The 26133-nt window shown below is 44.3% G+C and carries 21 protein-coding genes and 1 pseudogene; 10 read left to right on the forward strand and 12 right to left on the reverse strand.

Annotated features, from left to right (window positions below):
* Nucleotides 1–381 precede the first annotated feature (381 nt).
* Complete coding sequence (locus tag QUB14_RS24795) at nucleotides 382–1860, reverse strand: bifunctional orotidine-5'-phosphate decarboxylase/orotate phosphoribosyltransferase (RefSeq protein WP_333220261.1); 1479 nt, start codon at nucleotides 1858–1860, stop codon at nucleotides 382–384.
* A 255-nt stretch (nucleotides 1861–2115) separates the two neighbouring features.
* Here QUB14_RS24795 and QUB14_RS24800 point away from each other — a divergent pair, with 255 nt between their 5' ends.
* From QUB14_RS24800 to QUB14_RS24805, 3 genes and pseudogenes are all read left to right on the forward strand, one after another.
* Nucleotides 2116–2238, forward strand: a complete 123-nt coding sequence (locus QUB14_RS24800) for a pentapeptide repeat-containing protein (RefSeq protein WP_333220263.1) — start codon at nucleotides 2116–2118, stop codon at nucleotides 2236–2238.
* Nucleotides 2239–2253: 15 nt separating this feature from the next.
* Nucleotides 2254–2364: pseudogene (locus QUB14_RS28825) on the forward strand (pentapeptide repeat-containing protein); the annotation flags it as partial.
* Between the two features lie 47 nt (nucleotides 2365–2411).
* Complete coding sequence (locus QUB14_RS24805; protein ID WP_333220265.1) at nucleotides 2412–3122, forward strand: DUF547 domain-containing protein; 711 nt, start codon at nucleotides 2412–2414, stop codon at nucleotides 3120–3122.
* A 63-nt stretch (nucleotides 3123–3185) separates the two neighbouring features.
* Here the strand turns inward: QUB14_RS24805 and QUB14_RS24810 are convergent, their stop codons facing one another.
* Nucleotides 3186–3425 carry a hypothetical protein gene (locus tag QUB14_RS24810; protein WP_333220267.1) on the reverse strand — a complete coding sequence of 80 codons (240 nt, stop codon included), beginning with the start codon at nucleotides 3423–3425 and terminating at the stop codon, nucleotides 3186–3188.
* A 162-nt stretch (nucleotides 3426–3587) separates the two neighbouring features.
* Here QUB14_RS24810 and QUB14_RS24815 point away from each other — a divergent pair, with 162 nt between their 5' ends.
* Complete coding sequence (locus QUB14_RS24815) at nucleotides 3588–5033, forward strand: hypothetical protein (protein ID WP_333220269.1); 1446 nt, start codon at nucleotides 3588–3590, stop codon at nucleotides 5031–5033.
* Between the two features lie 229 nt (nucleotides 5034–5262).
* Here the strand turns inward: QUB14_RS24815 and QUB14_RS24820 are convergent, their stop codons facing one another.
* Nucleotides 5263–5856, reverse strand: coding sequence for a Uma2 family endonuclease (locus QUB14_RS24820; protein WP_333220271.1), 594 nt, complete (start codon nucleotides 5854–5856; stop codon nucleotides 5263–5265).
* 191 nt (nucleotides 5857–6047) lie between these two features.
* Between QUB14_RS24820 and QUB14_RS24825 the strand changes: the two genes are divergently transcribed.
* From QUB14_RS24825 to QUB14_RS24835, 3 genes are all read left to right on the forward strand, one after another.
* On the forward strand, nucleotides 6048–7448 hold the full coding sequence (locus tag QUB14_RS24825; RefSeq protein WP_333220273.1) for a DUF2157 domain-containing protein: 1401 nt from the start codon (nucleotides 6048–6050) through the stop codon (nucleotides 7446–7448).
* 109 nt (nucleotides 7449–7557) lie between these two features.
* A complete protein-coding gene (locus QUB14_RS24830) occupies nucleotides 7558–8274 on the forward strand; it encodes a GDYXXLXY domain-containing protein (RefSeq protein ID WP_333220274.1) in 717 nt (238 codons plus the stop codon).
* Between the two features lie 236 nt (nucleotides 8275–8510).
* Nucleotides 8511–9632, forward strand: a complete 1122-nt coding sequence (locus QUB14_RS24835) for a hypothetical protein (RefSeq protein ID WP_333220276.1) — start codon at nucleotides 8511–8513, stop codon at nucleotides 9630–9632.
* 298 nt (nucleotides 9633–9930) lie between these two features.
* Here the strand turns inward: QUB14_RS24835 and QUB14_RS24840 are convergent, their stop codons facing one another.
* Entirely contained in the window at nucleotides 9931–10428 is a 498-nt protein-coding gene (locus QUB14_RS24840; protein WP_445251864.1) for a class I SAM-dependent methyltransferase, read from the reverse strand.
* A 547-nt stretch (nucleotides 10429–10975) separates the two neighbouring features.
* On the opposite strand from QUB14_RS24840, the gene hemH reads away from it, so the two are divergent.
* The gene (hemH, locus tag QUB14_RS24845; RefSeq protein ID WP_190663261.1) at nucleotides 10976–12139 is read left to right on the forward strand and encodes a ferrochelatase; all 1164 of its coding nucleotides are present in this window, start codon (nucleotides 10976–10978) and stop codon (nucleotides 12137–12139) included.
* A 208-nt stretch (nucleotides 12140–12347) separates the two neighbouring features.
* Here hemH and QUB14_RS24850 read toward each other — a convergent pair whose 3' ends face one another.
* Nucleotides 12348–12959 carry a DUF4126 domain-containing protein gene (locus QUB14_RS24850; RefSeq protein ID WP_190663262.1) on the reverse strand — a complete coding sequence of 204 codons (612 nt, stop codon included), beginning with the start codon at nucleotides 12957–12959 and terminating at the stop codon, nucleotides 12348–12350.
* A 400-nt stretch (nucleotides 12960–13359) separates the two neighbouring features.
* Here QUB14_RS24850 and QUB14_RS24855 point away from each other — a divergent pair, with 400 nt between their 5' ends.
* Nucleotides 13360–14646 carry a Glu/Leu/Phe/Val dehydrogenase gene (locus QUB14_RS24855; RefSeq protein WP_333220279.1) on the forward strand — a complete coding sequence of 429 codons (1287 nt, stop codon included), beginning with the start codon at nucleotides 13360–13362 and terminating at the stop codon, nucleotides 14644–14646.
* A 292-nt stretch (nucleotides 14647–14938) separates the two neighbouring features.
* Here QUB14_RS24855 and nrdJ (QUB14_RS24860) read toward each other — a convergent pair whose 3' ends face one another.
* From nrdJ (QUB14_RS24860) to QUB14_RS24875, 4 genes are all read right to left on the reverse strand, one after another.
* The gene (nrdJ, locus tag QUB14_RS24860; RefSeq protein WP_333220281.1) at nucleotides 14939–16006 is read right to left on the reverse strand and encodes a ribonucleoside-triphosphate reductase, adenosylcobalamin-dependent; all 1068 of its coding nucleotides are present in this window, start codon (nucleotides 16004–16006) and stop codon (nucleotides 14939–14941) included.
* Between the two features lie 5 nt (nucleotides 16007–16011).
* Nucleotides 16012–17049 (reverse strand): NUMOD3 domain-containing DNA-binding protein, encoded by a 1038-nt coding sequence (locus QUB14_RS24865; protein WP_333220283.1) that lies wholly within the window; start codon nucleotides 17047–17049, stop codon nucleotides 16012–16014.
* A gap of 104 nt (nucleotides 17050–17153) precedes the next feature.
* Nucleotides 17154–18398: a ribonucleoside-triphosphate reductase, adenosylcobalamin-dependent gene (gene nrdJ, locus QUB14_RS24870; RefSeq protein ID WP_333220285.1), complete on the reverse strand. Its 1245-nt coding sequence runs from the start codon at nucleotides 18396–18398 to the stop codon at nucleotides 17154–17156.
* 208 nt (nucleotides 18399–18606) lie between these two features.
* On the reverse strand, nucleotides 18607–18894 hold the full coding sequence (locus QUB14_RS24875) for a hypothetical protein (protein WP_333220287.1): 288 nt from the start codon (nucleotides 18892–18894) through the stop codon (nucleotides 18607–18609).
* A gap of 184 nt (nucleotides 18895–19078) precedes the next feature.
* Between QUB14_RS24875 and QUB14_RS24880 the strand changes: the two genes are divergently transcribed.
* Nucleotides 19079–19819 carry a hypothetical protein gene (locus tag QUB14_RS24880; RefSeq protein ID WP_333220289.1) on the forward strand — a complete coding sequence of 247 codons (741 nt, stop codon included), beginning with the start codon at nucleotides 19079–19081 and terminating at the stop codon, nucleotides 19817–19819.
* A 79-nt stretch (nucleotides 19820–19898) separates the two neighbouring features.
* Here the strand turns inward: QUB14_RS24880 and QUB14_RS24885 are convergent, their stop codons facing one another.
* The 3 genes from QUB14_RS24885 to QUB14_RS24895 form a co-directional block, all read right to left on the reverse strand.
* Nucleotides 19899–22061, reverse strand: coding sequence for a DUF4394 domain-containing protein (locus QUB14_RS24885; RefSeq protein ID WP_333220291.1), 2163 nt, complete (start codon nucleotides 22059–22061; stop codon nucleotides 19899–19901).
* Between the two features lie 574 nt (nucleotides 22062–22635).
* A complete protein-coding gene (locus QUB14_RS24890) occupies nucleotides 22636–24312 on the reverse strand; it encodes a hypothetical protein (protein ID WP_333220293.1) in 1677 nt (558 codons plus the stop codon).
* Between the two features lie 33 nt (nucleotides 24313–24345).
* Nucleotides 24346–26013, reverse strand: a complete 1668-nt coding sequence (locus tag QUB14_RS24895) for a hypothetical protein (protein ID WP_333220295.1) — start codon at nucleotides 26011–26013, stop codon at nucleotides 24346–24348.
* Between the last annotated feature and the right edge of the window lie 120 nt (nucleotides 26014–26133).

Genomic DNA, 26133 nt, shown 5'->3' on the forward strand with positions numbered 1-26133 from the left:
GCCTGATTGTCGGTATGATCGAATCAATGACGTGGCGATCGGCTAGCTCACTCTTTTAAGATACAAGGGGCGGGTTTTACGAATAATATTCGACGCACACACACAACCTCATAAACCCGCCCCCACACAACTAATAACCTATATCAACCTTGACTTTGATCGCAGGGATAAAATGTACATTCAGGTTTACCGTTGGGTGGGGGCGGGTTTATAAGATTATTAATTTTTGACGATTATGGTTGGTAAAACCCGCCCCTACAGGAATTGGGGTTTAATGTTCCGCAGTAGATTGAGGTTGAACGTTGGGTTGGGGCGGGTTGATCATATTATTAGTTTTTGGCAATTATGGTTGGTAAAACCCGCGCCTACAGGAATTGGGGTTTAATGTTCCGCTGTCAAAAGATTGAATTGCTCGGTATCAATGCGATTGGCTCGATACAAAATTTCAGCTATTTCCGAAAGCGCTAGCACAGAATGGGCGCGATAACCGTTGGCGTGCATCTTATCTTTGACTCCCTGTTCGTGGTCGATTAATACCACGATATCTTCCACATTCAAGCCAGCCGATTTTAACTTAGCCGCGCCTTCCATTACGCTTTTGCCGCTAATCAAAATATCATCGACTACGACAATCGTTTCTCCTGCCTGAAAATGCCCCTCAATTAATTTGCCCGCACCGTAAGTTTTCACCTCCTTGCGCGGAAAAATCATCGGGCGTTCCATCCGCAAGGCTAAACCCGTTGCTGTGGGTAAAGAACCGTAGGGAATTCCCGCAATGCGATCGAATTTTAAATCCTTGAGAATGTCTGCATAAGCGCTGACAATTTGATGGAAAATTTGCGGAATTGAGATAATTTTCCGCAAGTCGATGTAATATGGAAATACGGCTCCCGATGCTTGTACGTGGTCGCCAAAAACTACGCAGCCGATGTCATAAAGTTGCAAGATTAAATCGCGGTGAGGTTCCGGTTGCAAAAAGCAAACATCCGGCAGCCACAGTTCGCAAGTGGGACTACCTTCGATCGCCTTTAGCCTCTGTTGATTAATATTATCCCGCAATTTCTCAATTTCTCGGCGCGGCTCTTTCCCCGCTAATAAACTCGGGGGGACTGGCAGCAATAAATCTTCACCATTCTTGCTTAAACCAGCCGCCAGCAGTTGTGCGAGGTCGTTTCTTTCTGCGATGCCATTTTCTTCGGCGATGTCTCCTTCGACTAAAATTAGGCGTTCAGGAGCCTCTTTGCGGATGCGCGCCAACATATCCGGCATTACTCCTACTTCTAAACCGACTTTTTCGGGAGTTCCCCAAGTTTGAGAGAGTCGGACTAATTGCAAATAAAAAGGGTTGTTTGGCGTTGGGTATTCTTGCAAATCCGCCGCTGACGGGTTGGCGGTAGCACAGAGCACAAAAACAGTTTTTCCGGCGTATAACAAAAAAGGCGCTACTTGGTCGAATCCGGCATAGGGACTTAAAGTAATAGCGTCAACTTGCCAGTCTTGAAATACAATTTTGGCAAAGACTGTGCTGGTATTTAAATCGCAGTGTTTGGCATCTAAAATTACTGGCAGGTGAGGGGGAATAATTGTTAAAATTTCTTGCAGCAATGCCCAACCGGGAATACCGAGAGATTGGTAAAAACCGAGGGTGATTTTGCAAGCACAGATTAAATCGGCTGTTTGGTCGATCGCACTTTTGAGCTTTGACAACAAATCAGTTACAAAAGTTTGAGTTTCCTCCCCAGTCATGGAAACCAGCGCGGGCAAGGTTTCTGGGTCTGGGTCGAGGGCTAAATAAAGCAAACTTTGATTGGTTTCAACAGCCGCTAACAGTTTATCGAAAAAGTTGGTTCGATCCGTCATAGTGTGTTAGGGAGGTAAGGGGAATTTAAAAAATTGCAGCTCAAAGTGGGAGGGGTGTTGTGCCGGAAGAAACCGATCCCCGTTGAAATTGAAATTAAGAATCTTTTAAGATTGTAGAATGTAAAGAGCAGGAAATCTGTAACTTTGGGAGCAGTTTCATGGGGAATGATTTTCGGGTTGGCTACACCAGTGATTGCACCTAACCCGCAGCAAATCAATTAGTTGCGGTAAACTAACCAGCGTCCGGGCGGCGATTTGATCGGCATTCGCCTGCGGTACGCGAGTTTAGCAAATGCGAATTTGCAAGGGGCAGATTTGAGAGAAGCAAATTTTAGGGAAGCTAATTTATCCGGGGCAAATTTGAGCGGGGCTTCTTAGCGGCAAGCTAATTTACAAGGCGCTAATTTTACTCAAGCTAATTTAATCCAGAGTCCGTTTAACGGGGCTAATTTAAAAAATGCTACCGTTGCAGGTGTTATTTCGGTTGAGGGTAGTATTAAATAGAAGCAGAAGTTAAAGCAATGCCCGCCTTATATTATGGATAGTAATAAATGATCGCTACGATCGACTTTACGATTTGGGACGAGTTGCTGCAACGCTACGTTGACGATTTCGGCCGCGTCAATTATCGGCGCTGGAAAGCTGAGGGGGCTGATGTTTTGAGGGCGTGGCTGGAAAGTTTGGCCGATGTCGATTTGGCAGATGGTACTGATGCGGATGCGCGGCTGGCGTTGTGGCTGAATGCGTATAATGCGATCGCAATTTCTCAAGTTCTGGAAGTATATCCGATCGCGTCGATCCGTCCCAAAGTTTTGGGAATTCCCAACTGGCTGAGTTTTTTGGATTTTTTCACTCGTTCAAATACGATTATTGGCGGCAAAAAGTACAGTCTCAATCAAATCGAACACGCAATATTGCGGCCGGAATTTGCGGAACCGCGCATCCATTTTGCATTAGTTTGCGCTTCTGTCGGGTGCCCGCTGCTGCGCCGGGGGGCTTATTTCCCGGAGTCGGTACGGACTCAACTAGAAGCGGATGGCAGCCGTTTTATTCACAATCCTGATAAGGTGCGATATGATGCCGAGAAAAAGACGCTTTATTTGAGCAAAATTTTTAAGTGGTACGGCGAGGATTTTGTAAAAGCGGCGGGTTCAGTGGCTGAGTATGTGGGCGGTTATTTGGGGCCGGAGGTGGCTGTGGGTGATAAATGGGCGATCGTTTTTTTGCCTTACGACTGGAATTTGAATCGGGTTGAAGGATAAAATTTGCGCCTAGGGATAGGTGTTTTTTTGAGGGGGTAATCTTTTTAGTCTGTCGTTACCCCTTCAAATTGCCAGATTCAACAGGGCGATCGGATGACTCCGAGGCGATCGACTGTGACCAGGGGTGAGGCGATCGGACGGCTGGCACTGGCACGGCTTCAAAATGCACCATTTAGGGCGGTGTGTGGGGTTTTGGGGTGATTGGGTGGCTGGCACGGCTGAAGGCTGGCAGAATCGCACGACAGGCACGGCTGAAGCGATGGGAGAGGCTGGCACGGCTGGGACGGTTCGAGAGACTTCCACGGTCTAGCACTTGGAGCCATCGGAATTGATAGAAAATCCGCTACAGGTAACTTGTAGCAGGTTTTCTTTCTTCGTTTCACATCTAAATGGTTGACGTGTACTAGAGATAAATTATTATAGTGGTGTGACTTTCTGAATAAGTAAAGGCTGTTTAATAAAAAAATGCCTAAAAGAATTAGTGATGTGTTTAACGTAGAACCGACAGTATTAAAAAAACTGAATGTTTTTAATGGTTTTATTAATTTAGATTCTAAATTGTATATAGATCCAAGGCTTTTAGGAAAATCTTCAATTCCTGAGTTTGTAAATTCAGATGTAGAATTTAATAATTTTTTGGCTGATATAATCAATGATATGTTAATTCTTATAGAGCTTGAGAAAAAATCAGAGTTGGAAAATCATTACAGACAAGAGTTTATTATAAAACAAAATAAGATTAAAGAAAAATTAAAATTTCCTGAGCTTCCGCTTGCAGGGTTAGGATATTCAAATAAAAATAATGAGGGTAAAGGAATTGGTGATGGTATAGCAAATGATTTGTTAACAAACATTAAAGATTTTGTAAAAGTAGGAATAGTAGATCCTGCTATTTTTCAGCTTGCCGACATTTTTGTAGATAATATAGGTGCTGATAGAATTAGTGATATGATAATTTATATATTATTACCACAACTGGTTAAATTTACACGTAGAATTGCCGAACAATTAAACCTACCAAAATCACGCTCAAGAATTATTAACAATGTTGATTGTTTTGATTTACCTTATTACTCAAATAAATTAATTCTTTTAGTACCTGAAGATATATTGAGGTTACTTCCAACTCCTGAAAATGGATTAAAAGAAAATTATATAAATGACGAAATTAGATTTTATTTAAATCTAAGAATGAGAAAACTATTTCTTACTCATTCTAGTAAGTGTTCTTTAAAACAGGTTCTTTTGGAATCACCAAAAATGATGACAAATATGATTAAAGAATATAAATCAAAACTTGTTATTCCTTATGACTTTACAAAAGATCCTGAAAACTTATTTAATTGGCATGAGGTTGCTAGATTTTATTCTAACCATCCAGAATACCCTTTAAATATTAAAGATGAAATTCTTATAAATTATCCTTACAATAAAAATTTTTTAGAAACAATAGGTGTATACTTTTCTCAACTCGTAACAAAGGAATTGTATAAAGAATTCTATGATGAAAAAGGTGTTGCTAAAAAAGAAAAAATAGGGGTGGATATACTGTTACAAATACTGGAATATAATCTACAAGATATTAGTAGTAGTGTGAAATACTCACATGATGATAAAGCTATAAAAATAGGTTATTATAGTATTATATTAAAATTTACTTCTACACGGGGAATATGTCAAAAGTTTTATCAAATACTAAAAAACACGTATTTTTACCCTGATAATTTTAGGTCAAACACATCATTCACTATTTTACTTCTTATAATTGTTGATGGAGGTAAGTCACAATACGAGATAGAAGAATCATATTATAAATTTGTTGAAAAAAGTGGTGTAGAAATGATAAACAGAGTTATAGAAAATAAATTTGTAAAAATATTTTATATTGATGCTAGATTGAATAGGACTTAGGCGGGGAAATGTGAGTTTCCCCGCCTAGATTTATTTAGCAAAGTAAGGTTGATGATATTCTCACGTCACTATCTAAAAATGGTGTGACTGTTAGCGAAACTTACAGGTTGCAATCAACCTAAATCCCTATCAGGGATTGAAACATGGCCTCAATCAGGTTGAGGGTGGAGATTTTCACTAATCGGTAGGTGGTTAGATGAATGCTAACCAATTAGCTATTGATCCGCCCTTAAACCTCTCCACTCAAAATCTGTTGAACTGTCAAACTTAGCTGTGGAAACATCGGAGATACGATCGCCTCTCCATCCCGAAATACCCCAACCTCAACATATTGCCCCTCCTCAAGTCGCAAAACCGTCAGCACTTCTTCTATTGGATCGATAACCCAATACTCTGCGATGCCCCGCGCTGCGTACTGAGCTCGTTTACGATCGTAATCCCGATCCCTGCCCACTCTACCCGGACTCACTACCTCCACAACAAACCGAGGAGGCAGCATATCAAAAGTGATAGTTAGCCTGGTTGCTGTCAGCGGAATATGCTCAGGTTCCAGAATTATCAAATCGGGGTAACGGTTGGCGGCATCTCCCGATCGCAAAACGGCAACTTGAACCTCGCAATTATGCGTTTTAATCAGCCTGAGTGGCACTAGCCCGCTGCTAGCAAAATAGAAAAATAGATAGTTAGCAATGAAATTATTAGGTTCAGATTCTGGTGGCAAAGCTATTAACTCCCCATCAATTAACTCATAGCGTTGACCCGTATCATTTGAGTAATTAAGGTACTCGTCAAAAGTTAATTTTTTAGATTGAGCTTGTACCATAATATTACATTCCTTGATTTATTCGTTCCTTTCTGCTGGGAGTTTGTTTATGTAGAAACGGTTTCAACAGCCGAAGGATATCAATCAAATCTGCTGTGCAAGTTCAGCAGGTGTCCCAGCCTCCATCGACAATCGACCCACAAGTGACATATTAAAAACTATCACAGTTCAAATCCTCTGGAATATAAACAATGATTTCAGATAAATTTCGGCGCGAGTTGCGAGAACAAGCCAAACTCTGGCAAGCAGAAGGACTCATAGACACTTCATTCTACCAACAACTTTCGGAACGCTACCAATTCAACACACTCGAAACCGCCTCCCGCAACCGATTCCTCAGTATTCTGATGAGTCTCGGCGGCATTCTCCTCGGTATAGGAGTCATCACCTTTGTAGCCGCAAACTGGCAAGTTTGGTCGCGCGAAGTGAGAGTTGCACTGCTGCTAAGTCTTTTCGTAGCAGTCAATGCAGCAGGTTTCTATCTGTGGCGAATTCCCCCATCCCGAAGCCAAAACTCCCATCCCAATATGCCCGCAACAAAAGGGCGAAACAAACTCCTAGGTGAAGGATTGTTGCTGTTAGGTGCTCTGATTTTAGGAGCAAATATGGCATTGATGGCGCAAATGTTCCACATTGGCGGTTCTTCCTACGGACTTTTCCTTGCTTGGGGAATCGGCGTGCTCGGAATGGCTTACAGTTTGCGGTTGACTTTCTTGGGCGTTTTGTCCGCACTTTTAATCGGTTGGGGCTATTGGTTTGCCGTGTTAGATTGGTCTTCCAAAGTCGAGTTTTCTTGGCTGGAAGTTTTGGTGCGGCAAATGCCGATCGCAGCCAGTATAATGTTTGTGCCGCTGGCTTATTGGTGTCGATCGCGTGCTATTTTTGCCCTAGGTGCGATCGCGATAATTTTTTCCCTAGAAGTTTCTATAGTCCAAGGGTTAAATCCAACCTGGGCTGCTGCAATTTTTTGTGCCCTACCGCCCGCTTTGCTGTGGGGATACGACGATGCAATCTGGCCGAAGGTACGCAGCAAGCTGTTTCAACCTACCGCCCGCAGTTTAGCACTGCTGTTTCTCGCCGGTGTGTTTTATGTTCTTTCTTTCCACTGGTGGTGGCAAGATTTGCCGAATCCTGCGCCAACTAAGCCGGATTGGGTTTTGCTGGCAAATGTGGCTGTTTTGGGCGGTTTCACGGTGTTTGAGTGGCTGCGCTTGGGACGTTTGGAACTGCGGCGACCAAGACAAAAAGCAGTGGATTTGACTACAAGTGCGATCGGCATTTTAATTCTCGCCAGCGCCTTAATACCGCTTATTCACCTCAATTTTACTCCCCTTCCTCAATTAGCAACTTTTCTGTTCAATGTTTTATCATTTTTGCTCGCTGTCGGCTTAATCCGAGAAGGTTTAGCGTTAGGAAACCGCCGGAGTTTTTGGGGAGGCATGGTATTAATCACCCTGCAAATTATCAGCCGAGTCTTTGAATATAACACAGGATTGTTGCTCAAATCTTTTGTCTTTGTTTTGTGCGGAGTTGGCGTAATTGCTGCGGGTTTGTGGTTTGAGCGCCACTTCGCAAAAATTCCCGATGAATAGGAGCATTCTACTATAGTGCGATCGTCCCCTTTGCACTGCACTGGGAAGATGATTATGCCGATTCAAAGCTCAACGATATTCTTCTGCGAACCAATTCCCAATTCCCAATATGAACACCGAAAATCCAGATTCAACAGATCAAAGTTCCGAAATAGCAGATACCAGCCCTACTCCCCCATCATTCACCCTTCCCCCCGCAGCGCAACGCCTTCCCGCCTGGCGGCTGTGGGTTCCTTTACTCTTGCAAATCGGACTAATTGCCGCCGTACCGGCTCCCGCAGTTTACACTTTTATGACTGGCAAAACAGTTGTCCTGCAAACAGTACCAGTAGACCCTTACGACTTTTTGCGCGGATATTACCAAGTTTTGAGCTATAATATTTCCGATCGCACCAATCTAGAAAAACTCCCCGGCTGGAAAGATTTACCTGCCGAAAAAACACCTTGTCCGCCCGGCGTTGCTTGTCCACAAAATACGCACAATCCCAAGCCAAAAACCAGTTTTTATGTAATCTTAGAAGCGCCAAAAACCGCGACTAATCCCGGCCGCCCCCAAGCTTGGAAACCCGTCCGCGTCAGTCTGGAAAATCCCGTTAATTTGCCCGCCAATCAAATCGCTATTAAAGGCAAATATAACGGTTGGCAGATGGAATACGGCTTAGAAACTTATTATATGCCAGAGGATGAAAGGGAAAAAGTCAATCAGGAGATTAGCGAAGCTCAAAGGAAGCAGCGACAATCTTTTTTGGTAGAAGTAAAGGTTGACAAAACAGGCCATGCTGTGCCTGTAAGTTTGTGGGTGCGCGATCGCAATTATCGATTTTAGCCAAAAAGGGCAAAAGGTCGATCGGTCTTTTGCCCTTGTTTTGAGTATTTTCGCTTAGACAGAGGCGGAGGTTGGGCGATTCCCTACCCTTCACCGAACGCACGCGCGTTGGGGATAGCTTCGCTGGCGCAGACATTTCAATTGCCGACAACCCAGGAGAATCTATTAAGATATATAAGACTTGTGCAAATCTTGCCAGTTCAAGGGCGCAAGTCATGACTCTACTGGAGCTTCTCATGTTAGCCGAGCTAATCTCAGCCAGACGAATACTCAAGACCAAACTCCTCGACTTCTTAGGACTTCCCGAAAATTGCCAAGACCAAACCGATCATCTCGTCAACCGAATTGTATCCCTGCTGGAAGCAAATCCAGCCGAACAAGAAAGATTTTGGGAGACATTCAAAAGTGAATTAGCCGTCGATCCGGTAGAATTGGAAGCAATACTCAAGTGTTCGCCAGCAGAACGCCAGCAGTGGATTGAACAAGACAAACTCCCTATTTTAGAATACCGCTCTTTCCGTAAATCAGGAATCCATCTAGAATATCCCGTTCACGACAGAAGATTCATCTTAAGTCTAACGCCAACAGATATTAATAATTGGCGCCAAGAACCCAAAGGGCTGATTAAAAATAATCGCCACATACCCACCCCAATCAATACAGAAAACCCTGCAGAAAACGAACAATCCCGAGTAGCTTTTAGTTCCGAGTGGGAAAAAATAATTGCCGACTGGAAAGAACAAGGTTCGGCGGAAATTTCAGCAACCTTCCAGCTAGCTTACTGGACAGTTTGGGCGTCGCGCTGGGCCAAAGAAAATCAGCTCAACAGCTTTAAAGCAATTAAATATAAGGAAGTCTACGAAACTCACCAGCAGGAATGGTATCAGCGAAAAAATCAAGCAGTCAAGTTACTGATTGAGATGCCCTACGCCATGCTTTACTTCTACCGTCCGGCGGATGCTGACAAATTATATCTCGAACTGTGCGAAGACCACGAGGAAATGATGAAAGATGCCTACTATTGGGATAAGTGGGATTTTTTCTATCAGAACCGCAAACTTGTAAATAAGTGCCGTGAATGCGTGTACTCCGAAATCAAAGATTATTACTCGCTTTACTATCTCGAAATCAAAAGCGACAAGTTTCCAGATTTTAGTTTTTCTTTCCACACGCCGTACCCAATAGGCAGAAAATTTTTGCCGCATCCAGAAACGCTGCCTTATGTAGACCACGTAGAACAGGACGGCATTTTTCGCTTTGGCCGCCCGCTGCTGGAACAAGAGAAAGCTATTCACACAGAAAAAGATGTATTGCTCAAGTTTGAGGCGGCTTTGGCAGAAGCGAAAAAGTTTGTTTAGTTAGGAGTCATTCGTCATCAGTCATCAGTCATTAGTCATTAGTTATGAAGGATTAGCGATGACTAAATATTCCTCATTTTAAAAGTAAGAATTCAGCAGTGTTTAGCCAATAATTTGCGCGTCCCTTACTAATGACTAATGACTGCTGACTAATGACTTTTGAACTTGGATTACTTGAATGCTGCCGCCAGCATAAAGTTTGGGTTGTTGTGTTCATTCGGAATTGTACGATCGCAATCCCACCTCGGCCAACAAATTCCACAAGTGTGTTTCGATCAACTTCCAAGCAGTTTCATTCTCAAATAACAACAAAAATACAGCCAACCCTGGCCGAAATACCGGATTTGTAGGCGGAGGAAAATCTACCAAAATGAATACACAACCGGGCTCGAACACGCAGTATACTTCCTGAAAGATTTGTCGCAATTGCGCCGATCGCATTTCGTGCATCGCAACGCTGCTGTGTACTCCTGTCAAACTGACAGTCGGGAAAAGGCATCGAATTAGCAAAAGCCTCTACATAATTGGCTGATAGTACATTTTTCCAGGCCAGTTCCAGCGATCGCGGCGAAGCGTCAAGCCCTGTGACATCCTGGGAATATTGCAGCAGAAATTGCCTAGTTTGACCGCTACCGCAGCAACGGTCTAAAACTTTAGTTTCCGCGCTGACGGTCAAATTTTGCACGGCTACTTGGCCCAAACGAGCATCGCCGCCTACGCTCAAAGCAGCAAGACGCGCGATCGCATCGTATAGACACTGATACCGATAACTTAAATCTCTAAAAAGTGTTGCCATAGTCAAAATTATGTATACCTTGCTATCGACTTAAGATCTTATCGGGAAATTGGGTTTAAAACCCCGTCCTTCTAGCACGGCTTTAATTTCTTAAATCCATTCCAAAAAATCAGGGAATTGCTGGCACTTGTGGTATACTACGATAGTCAAGGTTAAACTCCTTTGCCTCAAGTGAAACAGTTAAGACACACTTTTAGGCACAAACTGTTGGACACAGAGCAGCGAAAACTCTTAAAACAGCTAGAGAATCAACGTATTCTCTTTACCAGGAAACAAATATTTGGTTCATTTGTTAAGTAGGGTAGGGCATACCCGAACTCTAGGCTATATCCTAGTACGCTTTTGGAGACAGACCCTCTGGGGTTGCTGTGAGTTGAACTCGTCAATTGGTGGTATTTTCTACGGTTGAAAGGTTTAAGAATTGCCGCAAGGACATAGCGCTTAAAGGTCAGTCGCTGAATTAAGAATCCCCACGCCTTTAGGCCCGGGAGTGTCAAATGATAAAGATAAGTAACAGAACTGAGACGATGGGAGAGCTGTAAGCGCTATGGGTCGTGTGGGAGTATTGCTATTAAACTTGGGCGGGCCAGATCAAATCGAGGATGTCCGTCCTTTCCTGTTCAACTTGTTTGCTGACCCGGAAATCATTCGCATCCCGTTTCCGTGGATGCAAAAACCGCTCGCCTGGTTGATTTCGACCCTGCGCTTTCAAAAATCCCAGGAAAACTACCGCCAAATCGGGGGCGGCTCTCCTTTGCGGCGGATTACCGAAGAACAAGCCGCTTCGCTGCAAGAACGATTGCAGTCCAAGGGACAAGATGCTCGAGTATACGTGGGGATGCGCTACTGGCATCCTTTTACCGAAGAGGCAATCGCCAAAATTAAGCGCGATCGCATCGAACATTTGACAATCTTGCCGCTGTATCCTCAATTTTCCATCAGCACCAGCGGTTCTAGCTTCCGGCAGCTAGAAGAAATGTGGGGCAAAGATCCTGCCCTCAAGGATATCGAATATACCGCGATTCCTTCTTGGTATAAGCGGCCAGGCTACATTCAGGCAATGTCGGAACTGATAGCCCAAGAACTAGACCACAATCCGAATCCCGATCGAGTTCACATCTTTTTCAGCGCCCACGGCGTCCCCCTCAGCTACGTAGAAGAGGCTGGAGACCCCTATCAGCGCGAGATTGAAGATTGCACTCGTCTGATTATGGAACATTTGAACCGATCGAACGAACACACTCTAGCTTATCAAAGTCGGGTTGGCCCGGTGGAATGGCTCAAGCCTTACACCGAAGACGCGATTACCGAATTGGCAGAAAATGGAGTCCAAGATTTGTTGGTAGTTCCGATTAGTTTTGTTTCCGAACACATCGAGACTCTGCAAGAAATTGACATGGAGTATCGAGAATTAGCAGAAGAATCGGGGATTAAAAATTTCTACCGAGTGCCCGCCCTGAATACTCATCCGGTGTTTATTGAAGCTTTGGCAGATTTAGTCATCGAGTCGATCGAATCTCCCAGCGTTAAATTCTCGGATGTTATACGCCCTTCCAAGACAGTGAAAATGTACCCTCAAGAGCAGTGGGAGTGGGGTTTGACCACGGGGGCGGAAGTCTGGAACGGTCGTGTGGCGATGATTGGTTTTGTGGCACTATTGCTGGAGTTAATTACGGGTCAAGGCCCGCTACACTCGATCGGATTGCTTTAAATTGACAGTTGACAGTTGACTGTTGACAGTTGACTGTTGACTGTTGTTACAAATGACTAATGATATAAAATCCCTTGGTATCGAAATTATTCATCTGTCTCTTCTCTTCTTTAGCGCCCTCTGCGGTCTCTGCGGTTAAATCATTCCGAAACAACCGCAAACAATATGACTAATAACCCATAACTAATTACCAGTAACTAATCACTAACTAATCAGGATCGCGCTTGCGGCGGCGGGGATTTCCCCTCTCGCCCGGTATTCCCTGACTTTTGTACCAGCGATACCACTCTTTAGAACTGCGAATTGCCAGCCACAGCAGCATCATCGCAACTAACCCTCCCTGCCGCGGTGCGTCAAAGGCAAACAAAACCAAGGAAATGGACAGAACATCTTGGAGGAAAATCACCCAAATCGGCAAACCCCGCAGCCGATAAAACCATCCTGCTTGTACCAGTTGCAGCACTAAAGCCAACAAACCTCCGACAATACCAATTATCCACAGCATCCAAGGGTGAGCAATAATTTCATCGATCGAACTTACCTGAGCGATCGCAATTCCCATAATTGCTCCTACAACGGGGCTGAAAATAATTTGCACAATTTGCAGTACCCGCTGTCCCACAAAAGTTTTAGAAGCAAATAACTCTAACAGCGACCAACTCACCAAGATGGTGATAGCCACCTGGGGGGGAACCCCCGACAATAAGGGTATTTCCGACCAAAGTTTGTCAATCCGCAACAAACCAATTAACAGCAGGGGCAGGGCAATTCTCATACCCCCTGCCGCAGACGCAGAGAGTGCGGCTAGGAGTCCAACCATAATAATAATTCAGTTTCTAACGTCAGCTAAAGCCTCGATGTATTTCAGAATTTAATTCCCCTGATGGCTGGCTGTGATTTGAGCGAGCGAACTCAAATTGCGGCTTGAGGTTAAATATCACCTTCTATTGTAAGTGTATCTGCTTAATGGCTGCTTGGCACGGCGAGATTGTCGATCGACACAAGGCAGTTTGTGGACAGTTGACCGTTGACAGTTGACAGAATTCAACCTGGATTGTGATTAAATTAAAATGTATAGGAAAACCAGTAAGCCAGCCGAGATACTTAAAATTAAGATGTCAGCTATTCTTCCTTCTTCCCTCTTCCTTCAAAATCTGACGGACACTAAATAATTAATCCGTGTCAAAATCCATGTCGTGCTTTCCTTCTTCCTTCCTATTATGTCTGATTCATTATTTGCCGATGCCAGTCGCCGATTAGAACGAGCCTTAAAATATGTGTCCCTTTCCGAGGATACTATTGAACGGCTGAAACACCCCAAATCCAGTTTAATTGTATCGATTCCCGTGCGGATGGACGACGGTTCCCTGCGAATTTTTCAAGGTTATCGGGTGCGCTACGACAATACCAGAGGCCCGTCTAAAGGAGGAGTGCGCTATCATCCGGGAGTATCCCTTGATGAAGTGCAATCCTTAGCATTTTGGATGACTTTTAAATGTGCAGTTTTGAACTTGCCTTTTGGAGGAGCCAAGGGCGGAATTACTCTCAATCCCAAGGAATTGTCCAAACTGGAATTGGAACGGTTGAGCCGGGGCTATGTCGATGCGATCGCAGATTTCATCGGCCCGGATGTCGATATTCCCGCGCCGGATGTCTACACCAATCCCATGATTATGGGTTGGATGATGGATCAATACAATATTATTAAGCGGCAGCTTTCTCCAGCGGTTGTGACTGGTAAACCAGTGACAATTGGTGGTAGTTTGGGCCGAGATACGGCTACAGCAATGGGTGCTTTTTTTGTAGTACAAACTCTTCTACCCAAATTCGATCTAAATCCTCAAGATACAACTGTAGCAGTACAAGGTTTTGGTAATGCGGGTGCAGAAATAGCAGAACTTCTGTGGGAAGCAGGTTACAAAGTTGTTGCTGTCAGCGATTCCCAAGGGGGAATTTATGCTAAACAAGGTCTGGATATCCCGAGTATTCGAGGCTTTAAAAACTCTAACAAAGGTATCAAAGCTCTTTACTGTGAAGGTTCTGTTTGCAATATTATCGAACACGAAATATTGACAAATGAGCAACTCTTAGCCTTAGATGTAGACGTGCTGGTTCCAGCCGCTTTGGAGAATCAAATAACTGAAGCCAATGTTAATGATGTTAAGGCTAAGTTTATTTTTGAAGTAGCTAACGGGCCGATTGATTCTGCTGCTGATTTGGTTTTAGAAGCGAGGGGAATTCAAGTAATCCCTGATATTTTAGTCAATGCCGGAGGCGTAACGGTTAGTTATTTTGAGTGGGTGCAAAACCGCAGCGGGCTTTATTGGACCCTGGAGGAGGTCAACCAGCGGTTGAAGCATAAAATGGTCGAAGAAACTGAGGCAATTTGGAAAAAATCTCAGGAATTGTCAGTTTCCATGAGAACTGCTGCTTACGTGTACGGGTTAAATCGACTCGGAGAAGCGATGAATGCGAAGGGAACGCGGGATTATTACATAAACGGTTGAGAAAAGTGCGGTAAGATTGCCCGATCGTACAATCTTACCGCAGTTATTCCAGAAGAGCGCAGTCTAGGAACCGACTTGGCAAAACTTGGCTTTGAATTGGGGAATTTTAGGTTTGCACGCAGCATTTTATTTTACCGCAACTTTGCTGTTGCAGAAGCGGAAAGATATTTTCAAATAAGTAGGTCATCTGGGTATTAGAGCCCCGACTTCTTGATCGTGCATTTTTGTGCAACTCAAAAAAAAGAAATCCCCAAAGTCAGGGGATTTCTCATACTTAAGCCGATCGCTAAATCTATTTAGTCTCCGGCATCAAACACTTATCAGAATCGCAACCCGCCGGCCCCGAATCCATCATTTCACCCAAGTCATAGCGACTCAAAGCCGCGTGAAAAACATCAATTTCCCGGCGCGCTAAAGTCTCTTCCACCATCTTGGTGTAAGTTTCCTTATTTATCGGTTCAAAGGGCAAACGCGGGAAAGTTTCAAGAGCATCAAAACGAGCCAAAAGCGCTGCGGAAATGTAGCCTTCATCATCGCGAATCGCTTCATAAATCCGCCTACCAAAACTTTCAACTTCATTTTCGCGAAGTTCAATCGTGGCCGAAGTATTATGTCTGACATAGAACTTTTGCACCTGCATATAAAAGTCCATTTGTGCCGCCGCTGAGAATTTGTTAATGTCAATTTCATCAGCACCCGGCAAGTCAGCCCAACTTACCGCAACGGGTATTTCTACCAGCCATTCCGTGCAGCGTTCATCGAAGGGATTGTTCAGCAAATTGCCGTTTTCATCTTTGTCAGATTGAGACGGAATCACGTTGTATCCGTAGTCGATGCAGGCGAGGGCTACGGGGTCGTTTTTGCCGAAAGTGATTCGGCGAATGAAACGCTGGGCTTTCGGCGGATGCCAGCCGGGAGAAGCACCTGTCAGCAGAGATTTAGTACCCGATGGTTGAACAGTTGTGCAGCGATTTGGGCGTTTTAAGGAATGGCGATCGCAATAATCCCAAACTACCCGATTGACAATCTCGCGCCAACCACTCAAATACTCTTCTTCCCGCTGTTTAAAAGCGATTCCTTGCGGAGTTTGCGGGCGGCCTTCCACCCACCAGCGCAGCCACTCAACGCCAAAAGCATGAACAAAGAAATCGAACAATCCCGTGAAAGATACCCCGACAATCGGGTCTAATTCGCGGCTGTATTGATAGCGGGGTTCAATAAATTTGTGATTGAGAAGTACCGCGACAGATAGAGCCGCAGCCCTGAAAGCTTCCTCCTGTTCTTTGAAGTTGTAAGGGTCAATTTGATTGAGGTGGATCTCCGCCAAATTACAGTGGAAGTTAGAACCGATAATTTCCATTATTGTTATCCTAAAGGCTTTTTATCCTCTAGTTCTACTGCTTTATTTTTCGCAGTAGCTCCGCGTACCTTTTGCGCGTATTCCCTCAAATAATAGAGGAGTTCCTTTCTGCTACATGGTTTACCTGTAACAATCTGACATATTGTTCGGATATCCAGAATGTGATTTTCTTTTTGTATTGAGTCCTGTAAAGCTTGAAAAAGCTCTTTTAGGTTATTCAACTTTTTTACAGATAAGAGTGTCTCATAATTATCCAAGGCAAAAGTATGAGCTAATGTTTGAATATCAGAATTAGTTGTTGAAGTTTTTCCATGCTGTGCCTGAACAGAGCAATTTTTTGAGCAAAAACGACGCTTCGATACTTTGTGTTGTATAACTTCAAAACTGTTCTGACAAAATTCGCAAGTAAGAATAAATCTAGGTACTAATGCACCTGTTTTCTTGCCCTTGCGTGACTCATGGTATGCTTTTCGCTTGGGACTATTGACAAACTTTTCCTTGAAACTAGGATCTGCAAATCTTGCCTTCGCCTTAGCTTTAATTTTGGCTTTGGTGGTTTCAGATTGAGTAACGCCATACATAGGGTTTCTCTTTCCGAAATTATCCATGCCTCTTACCTTAGCATGAGATTTCCATTCCTGTTTCAAATGCTCAAATACAAAAGGAGTATCCTTAATGAGCTGTCTTAGATCCTTTTCTTGAAAAATAGTAACTTTTACATTGTACTCAGACTCAAATAGCTGAATTTTTGGCAAGTCGCTTTGATAATTAAAAACGCCTTTAATTTCGACATACTCACCATTTTCTAGAAGGAAGTCTGGTTTGTACCGAACTTCATTCGAGAGTAGATAGGTTTTATCTTCGTATGTCCAGCCAATTTCCATGTAGTCCAGGTATTTAGCGTAAATGTACTCAAGACTTGACCTTAAACAATGCTCACCGTAGAAACCTGAGTAGCCATAAAAGGTGCTTGTCATACGCGCCCCCACACTCTTGGAGAGATTATATTCTAGATTGCTTTTTTCATTGTAATCTAGCTTCACTCTCTACGCTGTACGGTGTCAAAAGCTTTTTAGTTCTTCTGATTACCACGGGATTAGCATTTCAGCTTTCCCCGTATTTGCGAGGTTTTTAACGTGAGGCAAAATTACTTACCACACGGGTTTAAGCCCAAACGAACTGACCGATGTTCTAATTCTTCCGCAGTCATGTCAGGATAGCGTTCCTGGAACCACTGTTTAGCTTTTCCTTCGTCGTAAGCTTTCAAGAACTCACTTTTAAGACTTGGTGTTGAAAGTAAATCAACGTTAGCTCTAGCTACAGCTTCACCAGCCCATTGAATTGCACCTTCACCAGAATAATACTGTTTGCGAACGGCATCAATACATTCTTCTAATGTCGGTTTAGAATGGAAAACACGAGAGTGATTTGCCATTCTCAAAGCATCGCGTTCTGGATCTATTTTCCAGTTGCCATTTTCATCTTGTTGCCAGAGATTATTTTTAGCATTTGCGCCTAGTTCGTCACCAGAATCGAACTGACGAATTCCCGCGCTGCGCCTAATATTGCCGGCAACAATTGTCACCGCAGCTTCATCAATCAACACGCAGCATTCAACTGAATTTAACTGCCGCCCTAAAGCTTTATTCAAAATTGCGGCGCAGCGCTGATAAAGGTCGGGCAATTTCACCGGATTTGCTACTCCGCCAAAACCTTTTAAAGGTTCTCCCACGGGGCGAACATCGCTCAAATCGATGAAAACTTGAACTTCTCCGGCAAATCTTTCATCTGTGGATAATTCCAGCAAAGTTTGATAGGATTTTACCCAACCTTGGCGAGAATCTCCGACATAAATAGTTGCGGTTTTTTCAGCTATTTTTATTTCGGTTGCTTGACGGCGCGACTGGGCGGGTGTAGAGCCGATTTCGCCTTGCACTGTCACGGTTAAACGGTTGCGGATCGGCGGCAGTTGGTTGATATATTTTGGTTCCAAGACTGCCCCAGTGCCGCAGCCCATCATTGCCAAATCCATCAACAAACCAAAGGAACGCCAGTCGAGAATATTTGTTGAGGAGCAATTATATGCGCCGGAAAAATTCTCTGGTTGCTCGATCCATTTGCTGCCACCTACCCACAGCCAGCGGCCTGAAGCGAGGGTTTTGAGCTGGTTTTGCATCCGGTGCAGCAGTTGTGTTTCTTCGGAGGTGAGGTTTCCCAGCTTTTGCAGCCCCTTGACTGTTCGATCGCACACTTCCTCCCAAGTCTCCCTTCCCGTCTCGGTACGGCGGCTGTAAGTCCTAAAAAATACTGGATTGGCTGCGGGTGCTGTTTCGGGGAAATCGGACAGGTTGCGTTTCTCGCGGGCACTCGATCGCTCTAATTCTCGAACCATAGGTTGTGTACTGACGTGTCGGAATATATCAACAGACTACGAATATACAACAGGATTCAGATTTAGGGTAAAAGGTTAATATATTTGACAATTTGCACTAGATATGGGGCATATAACTCTACAAGCTCGATCGGGCGATCGGCTCAAAACTTGACAAAAAAACCCGATTTCTTCCTGAAACCGGGTGAATAGCAAATCTTGTCAATTGTCAATCCTTTGTCAATAAAAACTCAATATTGGGTAACAGCGGGTCTTGAACAACCCCCACACCGTTAAATCCCCAACGTTCGAGTAGCTTTTTTATTTGAGAACCGGAAATCGATTCTACTCCGAATCGATCGGCAACATCAGCAGCGTGGGCGTTGAGATAGCTTAAAGCGTCATAGTCTTCGCGAAACATCAGCAGGTAACTCACCGCCGAATCTGGATTGGGACAAGCGCTGATATATTTGCCGTCAGCACGAGAACGCAGCAAGTAAAAAACTTGAGATAACATCTTATGTTTTAGCTGTTCAGATTGGCGATGAATTGTAGGGGCTTACGCAAAGGTGCAATTTTTGCACTATTTGTAGGGGGTAAAGTGCTTAGGGCCAGCCCTACAGATAGAGTTTGTGCGTAACTCCTAAATTTATTATAGTTTAAAATAGAGAAAATATCAACAACTTCAGGAATAATAAAAAGTGAAAATTATTTCAAGATTAAAAGTATCGAGCGGGAAGATTTTCAATAGCATAGCGTTTTTCTCTTTCGCTACTACCTTATGCTGCTTTTTGTCGCCCAGCTATCAAATTCTTGACCGTATAGATATAACTAACATTATCCTAGCTCCTGTCAAATTAATTTTGTACCTTCCTGTAATTCTATTATTTTCATTATCTAATTGGAGTTGGGATAGTTTAGCTTGGTTGCTTTGGCTGTCAATCTTGCTAATTTGGGCGTACAGTCTCATCAATGCACGTCTATGGCTGAAACAGTTTCGTTGGTGGATTACTCCATTGCTAGCATGGATTTTGTCACTAATTTGGGCAACACATCTTTTATTATGGTTCAATTTCACGCTTTATAAGCCGGCATTAGAAAAAATAGCCGATCGAGTAAAAGTTGCAACCTCTCAAAACACAGTATTGGAGTTTAATCCGAGTCAAAAAATAGGAATTTTTGAGATTCTTGGTGTCTACAGAGTGTACGACAAATCTGAATCTGCCCCAGATAATCTTGCAATCTCGCCGACAACAACCAATGTCACCTCAATTGAGATAGAGGGTAAGTGGGCGCATCAGGGTTTCGTTCGGGATTTATCTCGCAAAGCCGGTGGTTTCCAGGCTATAAATTTTAGCTTTGCGCCCGGTAGCAACAACGGCGATCAAAATATTTTTTATCTCGGCGATGGTTGGTATGCTTTCCAAAACTTGTTTGACTAACAGGACTTATGCCTCAACCCTATTTGTAAGGTGCGCAATGCGCACCTTACTACTATCCCAGATTTGCCAGTAATAACATCTAAATCAAAGTTAGTGCCAAACCTTTAAATCCCCTGCCGTCACCAATTTGACCGACGATCGAAGCTTGACCAGTCGTCAAATTGATATTGTACAGGCTGGAAACTCCGCCAACCTCGATCGCAGCCAAAGCCGTCTCGTTACCGCCAAAACTCCTGACATCAAAGCCGAGAACGGTACCAGCATCAATTCCCAAAGATCCGATCGTATTCAACACCCCATTATTCGGCGGATCTTGCCGCACCAAAACGTCTAAATTGGTGTCAATTGCAAATAGCGTCGTCGAAGTTGCCCCCGCAAAGTTATTCACATACGCAGCCCCAACAGCCGCGCCGGGATTGCCAGAATTGCGATCGCCCGCAGCATAAGCCAAATTCCCGTCGAGTTGAATTCCCCCTGTCAGCGTGTCAAAATCCACAAGTGCCCCAGTATCAGGGTTGAGGCGGGCGTTTTGACCGGCTTGATTGACAAACCGAATTCGATCGACCGCCGGATTGAAATCAAAACCCGCAGCCCCCGGAGTTAGGGGAACAGCAAACTGCCCGCTACCGACTTGACTTGCAGCCCCAGTAACCGGATTAATCGCGTACAAGCGATTGCTAGAACCCACACCGTAAAGCAAACCGTTAGCGGGGCGAAAATCAATTCCCAGCAAACTTTCTCCCGGCTGCAACCCCGTAACTGCTGCGTCGCTGAGAATTGCCCGCGGTGCCGCCTCGTTAAAACCGACAATTGTTTCGGCGCCATTTCTGACAGTTAAGGCGTAAGCTGTAGGCAAAGGCAAAGCCAAACCGTTAATCTGTCTCCCGTCGGCAATTTGACCGACAAAGGAAGCTTGACCGCTACTTAAATTGATATTGTACAAGCCGGAAATGCCACCAACTTCCAGCGCCGCCACTGCTACCTCGCGGCCGCCAATACTCCTGACATCAAAGCCGAGAACGCTAGTAGCATCAACTCCCAAAGATCCGATCGTATTCAACACTCCATTATTCGGCGGATCTTGTCGCACCAAAACATCCAAATCGCTGTCAATTACAAACAGGGTTGTCGAAGTTCCCCCTGCAAAGTTATTCACATACGCAGCCCCTGCTGCCGCCGGAGAACTTCCAAAATTGCGATCGCCCTCCCGGTAAGCCAAATTCCCGTCGAGTTGAATTCCCCCCGCCAGCGTGTCAAAATCCACAAGTGCCCCGGTATCCGGGTTGAGGCGGGCGTTTTGATCGGCTTGATTGACAAACCGAATTCGATCGACTGTCGGATTGAAATCAAAACCCGCAGCCCCCGGAGTTAGGGGAACAGCAAACTCCCCGTTACCGACTGGACTTGCTTCCCCAGTCATCGGATTGACAGTATACAAGCGATTGCTAGAACCCACACCGTAAAGCAAACCGTTAGCCGGTCGATAATCAATTCCCAGCAAACTTTCTCCCGCTTGCAATCCAGTCACGGGAAAATCTGAGAGTACACTTCCCGGATTGGAAAGACTAAAACCGACAATCCGATTAGCAGGAGTTAAAGCATAAGCCGTTGTCCGCGCAGCAGGCGGGGGGCTGGGAACAACGCTGCCAATATTATTAGTGAAACTTGCCTGGTTAATCGCACTTTGTCTCACCCCTCTGAGAGTAGCGAGAAATTCTCCAGTCACTCGGTCTTGAATAACAGTATCGTTTCCAGCTTCCTGAATATTCAAGTCGCTAAAACTAAGACCTCCCGCCAAACCGATTAAATCTGTACCGGCTGTAAAATCGGCGATCGCGTCAGCATTTGCGAAATTAGCACCGCCGCTGGTACGACTAGGATCTGCCTCAGCATAGCGCCTCAAAACAAATACGTCTGCCCCGTCTCCGCCTATCAGGACATCAGTCTCTCGATCGCCCGACAAAACATCATTCCCGGAGTTGCCCGATATGGAATCGCTGCCTTTTCCGCCCACTAAAAAATCGTTACCGTCTCCGCCGTTAATAGTGTCGTTCTCTAAATCTCCAAAAAGCGAATCTTGACCTAAATTGCCCTCAATTAAATCGCTTTGTTTTCCTCCATAAATGCTGTCATTACCCGAGTTTGCCGCAATGGTGTCATTCCCCATCAAACCAAAAATCAGGTCATCTTCTGGAGTTCCTGCTAGCAAGTCTGCTTGGGCGGTGCCTCTAATTTCTGCCATGCTCTAATCACCCTCTAAATTTGATACTTCTGTTGCCTAACGGCGGTGGTATTCTCAGTCAAAATATCACAAATTCGCACTTTTAGGAGACTTTTTCTTATTTTCTGCTGTAGGGGTGGGTTGCCATAAAAGTATTACACGCAGCTAAAATGATATATAAACCCGCCCCCCGATTCCAATAAACTCACTCCTAAGTACAGATCACTTAGCCGTATTTTATAGTTGGGTGTGTAGCCAAGGGCGATCGCAGCTCAACTGCAAACAGGCAAGCTGAAATTTTTAGCGGTGCGAACCTATGAAATTGTTTACTGCGTTCATTAGTAATATACGCTGACTCTATAATTTTGGATCTGTACAGTCAGAAATTTTTTTCAACTTTAATCTTCAAGCCTCCGAAGGTGGGCTTTGTCTGTATAGGGGCGACCACCATCGATCAATATAAAGTGGATTATAAATGCGGAATTAGTATAATAAGTTAGTTAAACAGTCGTTTTCAGACGACTTAAGCTTTCAGGCAGGGGTTTAAATCCCTGCCTAAATCGGAGTTTCACGTTTGATCCCTTCCGCTGCTTTTTCAAGCTTTCAGCAGGGCTTTAGAAGCTGATTCCCCTGCGAGTTTCAGTTGCGATCGCAATTTGAGATTCAACAAGACCAAGACACTCCACTGACTGAGTATGGAGAAGACAATAGTATTTCCTGATGCTGTGAAAGAAGACGAAGACCAAAAGCTAACAAATGTTGAAGACAACCAGAAAATAGGAGCTTTTTCTGGGGTTAGCAAGAGCATAGATAAAATCACAGGTGGCAACAAGAGAGCGCTGCCGACAGTGCCTGCGGCCCAAATTTCCTGATTTCTGGTTTTTGTAAATAGGAATAGTTGGGTGATGGCTGCGTAAATTAGGATGAGATTCAGGGAGCAAATTACGCCCCAAAAATCTTTTGTTTCAAATTTTTGAAACAGCGTCAAAGGTGTTAAAATTATGACTGAACTGAGGAGATTAATTGCGATCGCAACTACAGCAGGACTTTTATCGCTCCAAATTAAATCGAGTAGTGGGTAGCGTCGCCACAGCTTCTGATTGCTGGGAACGATTTGTTTCCGATACCTCGCCCAATCGTACAATGATTGTCTGTCAGATGTTAAAGCTGCAATTAAAGCTAAGAACATCACCAAATTCCCGATAAGTAAAGAGCCGAAATTATAGGCTCCGGGATCTGATTGAAGTGCAAACCCTAAAAATATTGTTTGACACCAGATAACTAGCAAATAACTTTGCCGCTTGCTCAAAACTGTAGCACTGGGATTTGGAAAGCGGCGCTGCCATCCCTGCCACATCCAGTACGTTCCTGTACCACAAACCAAGAAAGACAAAGCAAGGCCACTCGCAGTATTTGTACCCACTGGCGAGGAAAACCATTGCGACTTGTCTAAGTCTCCAAAACCTCTTGAATCTAAACCATGAATTGTATTAACACCAAGTCCAAAAAGCAGATATCTCAGCATAGCAATGGGAGACAAAAATGTTAGCAAATCCCAAGCATTGCACGTCAATTCGAGCGCACCATAAATCCAAAACATCACAAAAACCGTAGCGCTAGCCAACCAAGGTTGAAATCCTCCCAACCAACTGGTTGTCAATCCAAATAGCATCGCAGCGCTGTAAAACAAAGCACAGCTAGCTGCAACCGCTGTGTAGAAACATAAAATTTCATTCAGGGGTATTTGAGCGGCTAATCCAGCGTACAAATGCAGCGGTACTGTCAGAATTGCTGCTAGATACAGTAAAATTGGGACGCCGAGAATTTTGCCGATAAAAATTGTTTTTGCTGACTGGGGACTGAGGCGAATAAAGTTGAGCGTGCCACGGCGTTCCTCCTTGTCTAAGTCGCTGACAAGCAGATAAGTCCCTGCTACTAATAAAGCTAACACGCTCAATATGCTCAGCCAAATGAAGATCTCTAGCCACCACTTCGGCCAGTTAATGGCAAAGTTGCCCAAGGCATCTCTGACGCATTTTTGCTCATAGAAATTGGGATCGTTGAAAGTGCAAAATGTGCGATAGATGGGGTAAGTGTACTCCCCATGAGGAGGAGCAACTATCTCGCCGGTGAAATACATGAACAGCAGCAGTTGACCGCAGAGGGAAAGGGCAGATGCGATCGCCATATTGCCAATCTTCAAGCGGCCTTTGATTTCTCGAAATAACTGGGGATTCCAGTTGCCTATTTTGTCTAGTAAGTTGAGTGTCATTGGTTATTGGTGATTAGTTATTGATTAACAGATTCAAGCTTTCAGTAGTGCCTTAGAAGCTGATTGCCCTGCGAGTTTGAGTTGCGATCGCAATTTGAGGTTCAACAACACCAAGACACTCCACTGACTCAGTATGGAGATAAAAATCGTATTTCCGGACGCTGCCAGAGACGACGAAAACAAAACGCCAAGAAAGGTTGAAGACAACCAGAGAATAGGAGCTTTTTCTGGGGTTAGCAATAGCATAGATAAAATCAGAGGCGGCAACAAGATAGCGCCACCGACTGTGCAGGCGGCCCAAATTTCCTGATTTCGGGTTTTGGTAAATAGGAATAGCTGGGTGATGGTTGCGTAAATTAGGATAAGATTCAGGTAGAAAATTACACCCCCAAATCCATTGTTCTCACTTTTTTCCAACAGCGCCCAAGGTGTTAAAATTATTACTGAGCTGAGGAAATTGATCGCGATCGCAACTGCAGCCGGACTTTTATCGCTCCAAATTAAATCGAGTAGTGGGTAGCGCCGCCACAGCTTCTGACTGCTGGGAACGATTTGTTTCCGATACCTCGCCCAATCGTACAATGATTGTCTGTCAGATGTTAAAGCTGCAATTAAAGCTAAGAACATCACCAAATTAAAGATAAGTAAACAGATGAGATTACCGTAGGCTGGGGGGTCTGATTGGAGTGCAAACCCTAAAAATATTACCTGACAGCAGATAACTAGCAAATAACTTTGCCGCTTGCTCAAAACTGTAGCACTGGGATTGGGAAAGCGGCGCTGCCATCCCTGCCACATCCAGTAGGTTCCTGTACCACAAACCAAGAGAGACAAAGCAATGCCACTCGCAATATTTGTACCCACTGGCGAGTAAAACCATTGCAACTTGTCTAAGTTTTCAACTAACGAATCGAAATCAGTTTTATCAACTAGAAAAAGCTGATATCTCAGGATAGCAAGGGGAGACAAAAAATGTAACACATCCCAAGCAGTTCGCGTGAGCGGAAGCCAAGAAATCCCAAACACAACAAAAACCGTAGCGCTAGCCAACCAAGGTTGAAATCCTCCCAACCAACTGGTTGTCAATCCAAATAGCATCGCAGTGCTGTAAAACAAAGCACAGCTAGCTGCAACCGCTGTGTAGAAACATAAAATTTCATTCAGGGGTATTTGAGCAGCTAATCCACTGTACAGGTGCAGGGGTACGGCCAGCATTGTTGCTAAATAAAGTAAAATTGGTACGCCAAGAATTTTGCCCAGAAAAATTGTTTTGGCAGACTGGGGACTGAGGCGAATAAAGTTGAGCGTCCCGCGGCGTTCCTCCTTGTCTAAGTCGCTGACAAGCATATAAGTCCCTGCTACTAATAAAGCTAACACGCTCAATATGCTCAGCCAAATGAAGATCTCTAGCCACCACTTCGGCCAGTCAATGGCAAAGTTGCCCAAGGCATCTCTGACGCACTGTTTCTCGTAGGAATTGGCATTGTTGAAAATGCAAAATCTGTTAAAGATGGGGTAAGTGTACTCCCCATTAGCAGGGGTAACGGGTATCTGGGCGCCGTAATACATCAATAGCAGCAGTTGACCGCTTAGGGAAAAGGCGGAGGCGATCGCCATATTGCCAATATTCCAGCGGCCTTTGATTTCTCGAAATAACTGGGGATTCCAGTTGCCTATTTTGTCTAGTAAGTGGAGTGTCATTGGTTATTCGTGATTGGGAATGGGAGATGAGTTAGTTATAACTCAATACGGTTCAGTTAAGGCTCAAATAGTGGTAAATTAGGTATGGTGTCCAAAAATGGAGAGCAAGTAAGGTGCATC

Source organism: Microcoleus sp. B3-D2 (assembly GCF_036705345.1).
In the GTDB taxonomy this organism is placed as follows: domain Bacteria; phylum Cyanobacteriota; class Cyanobacteriia; order Cyanobacteriales; family Microcoleaceae; genus Microcoleus.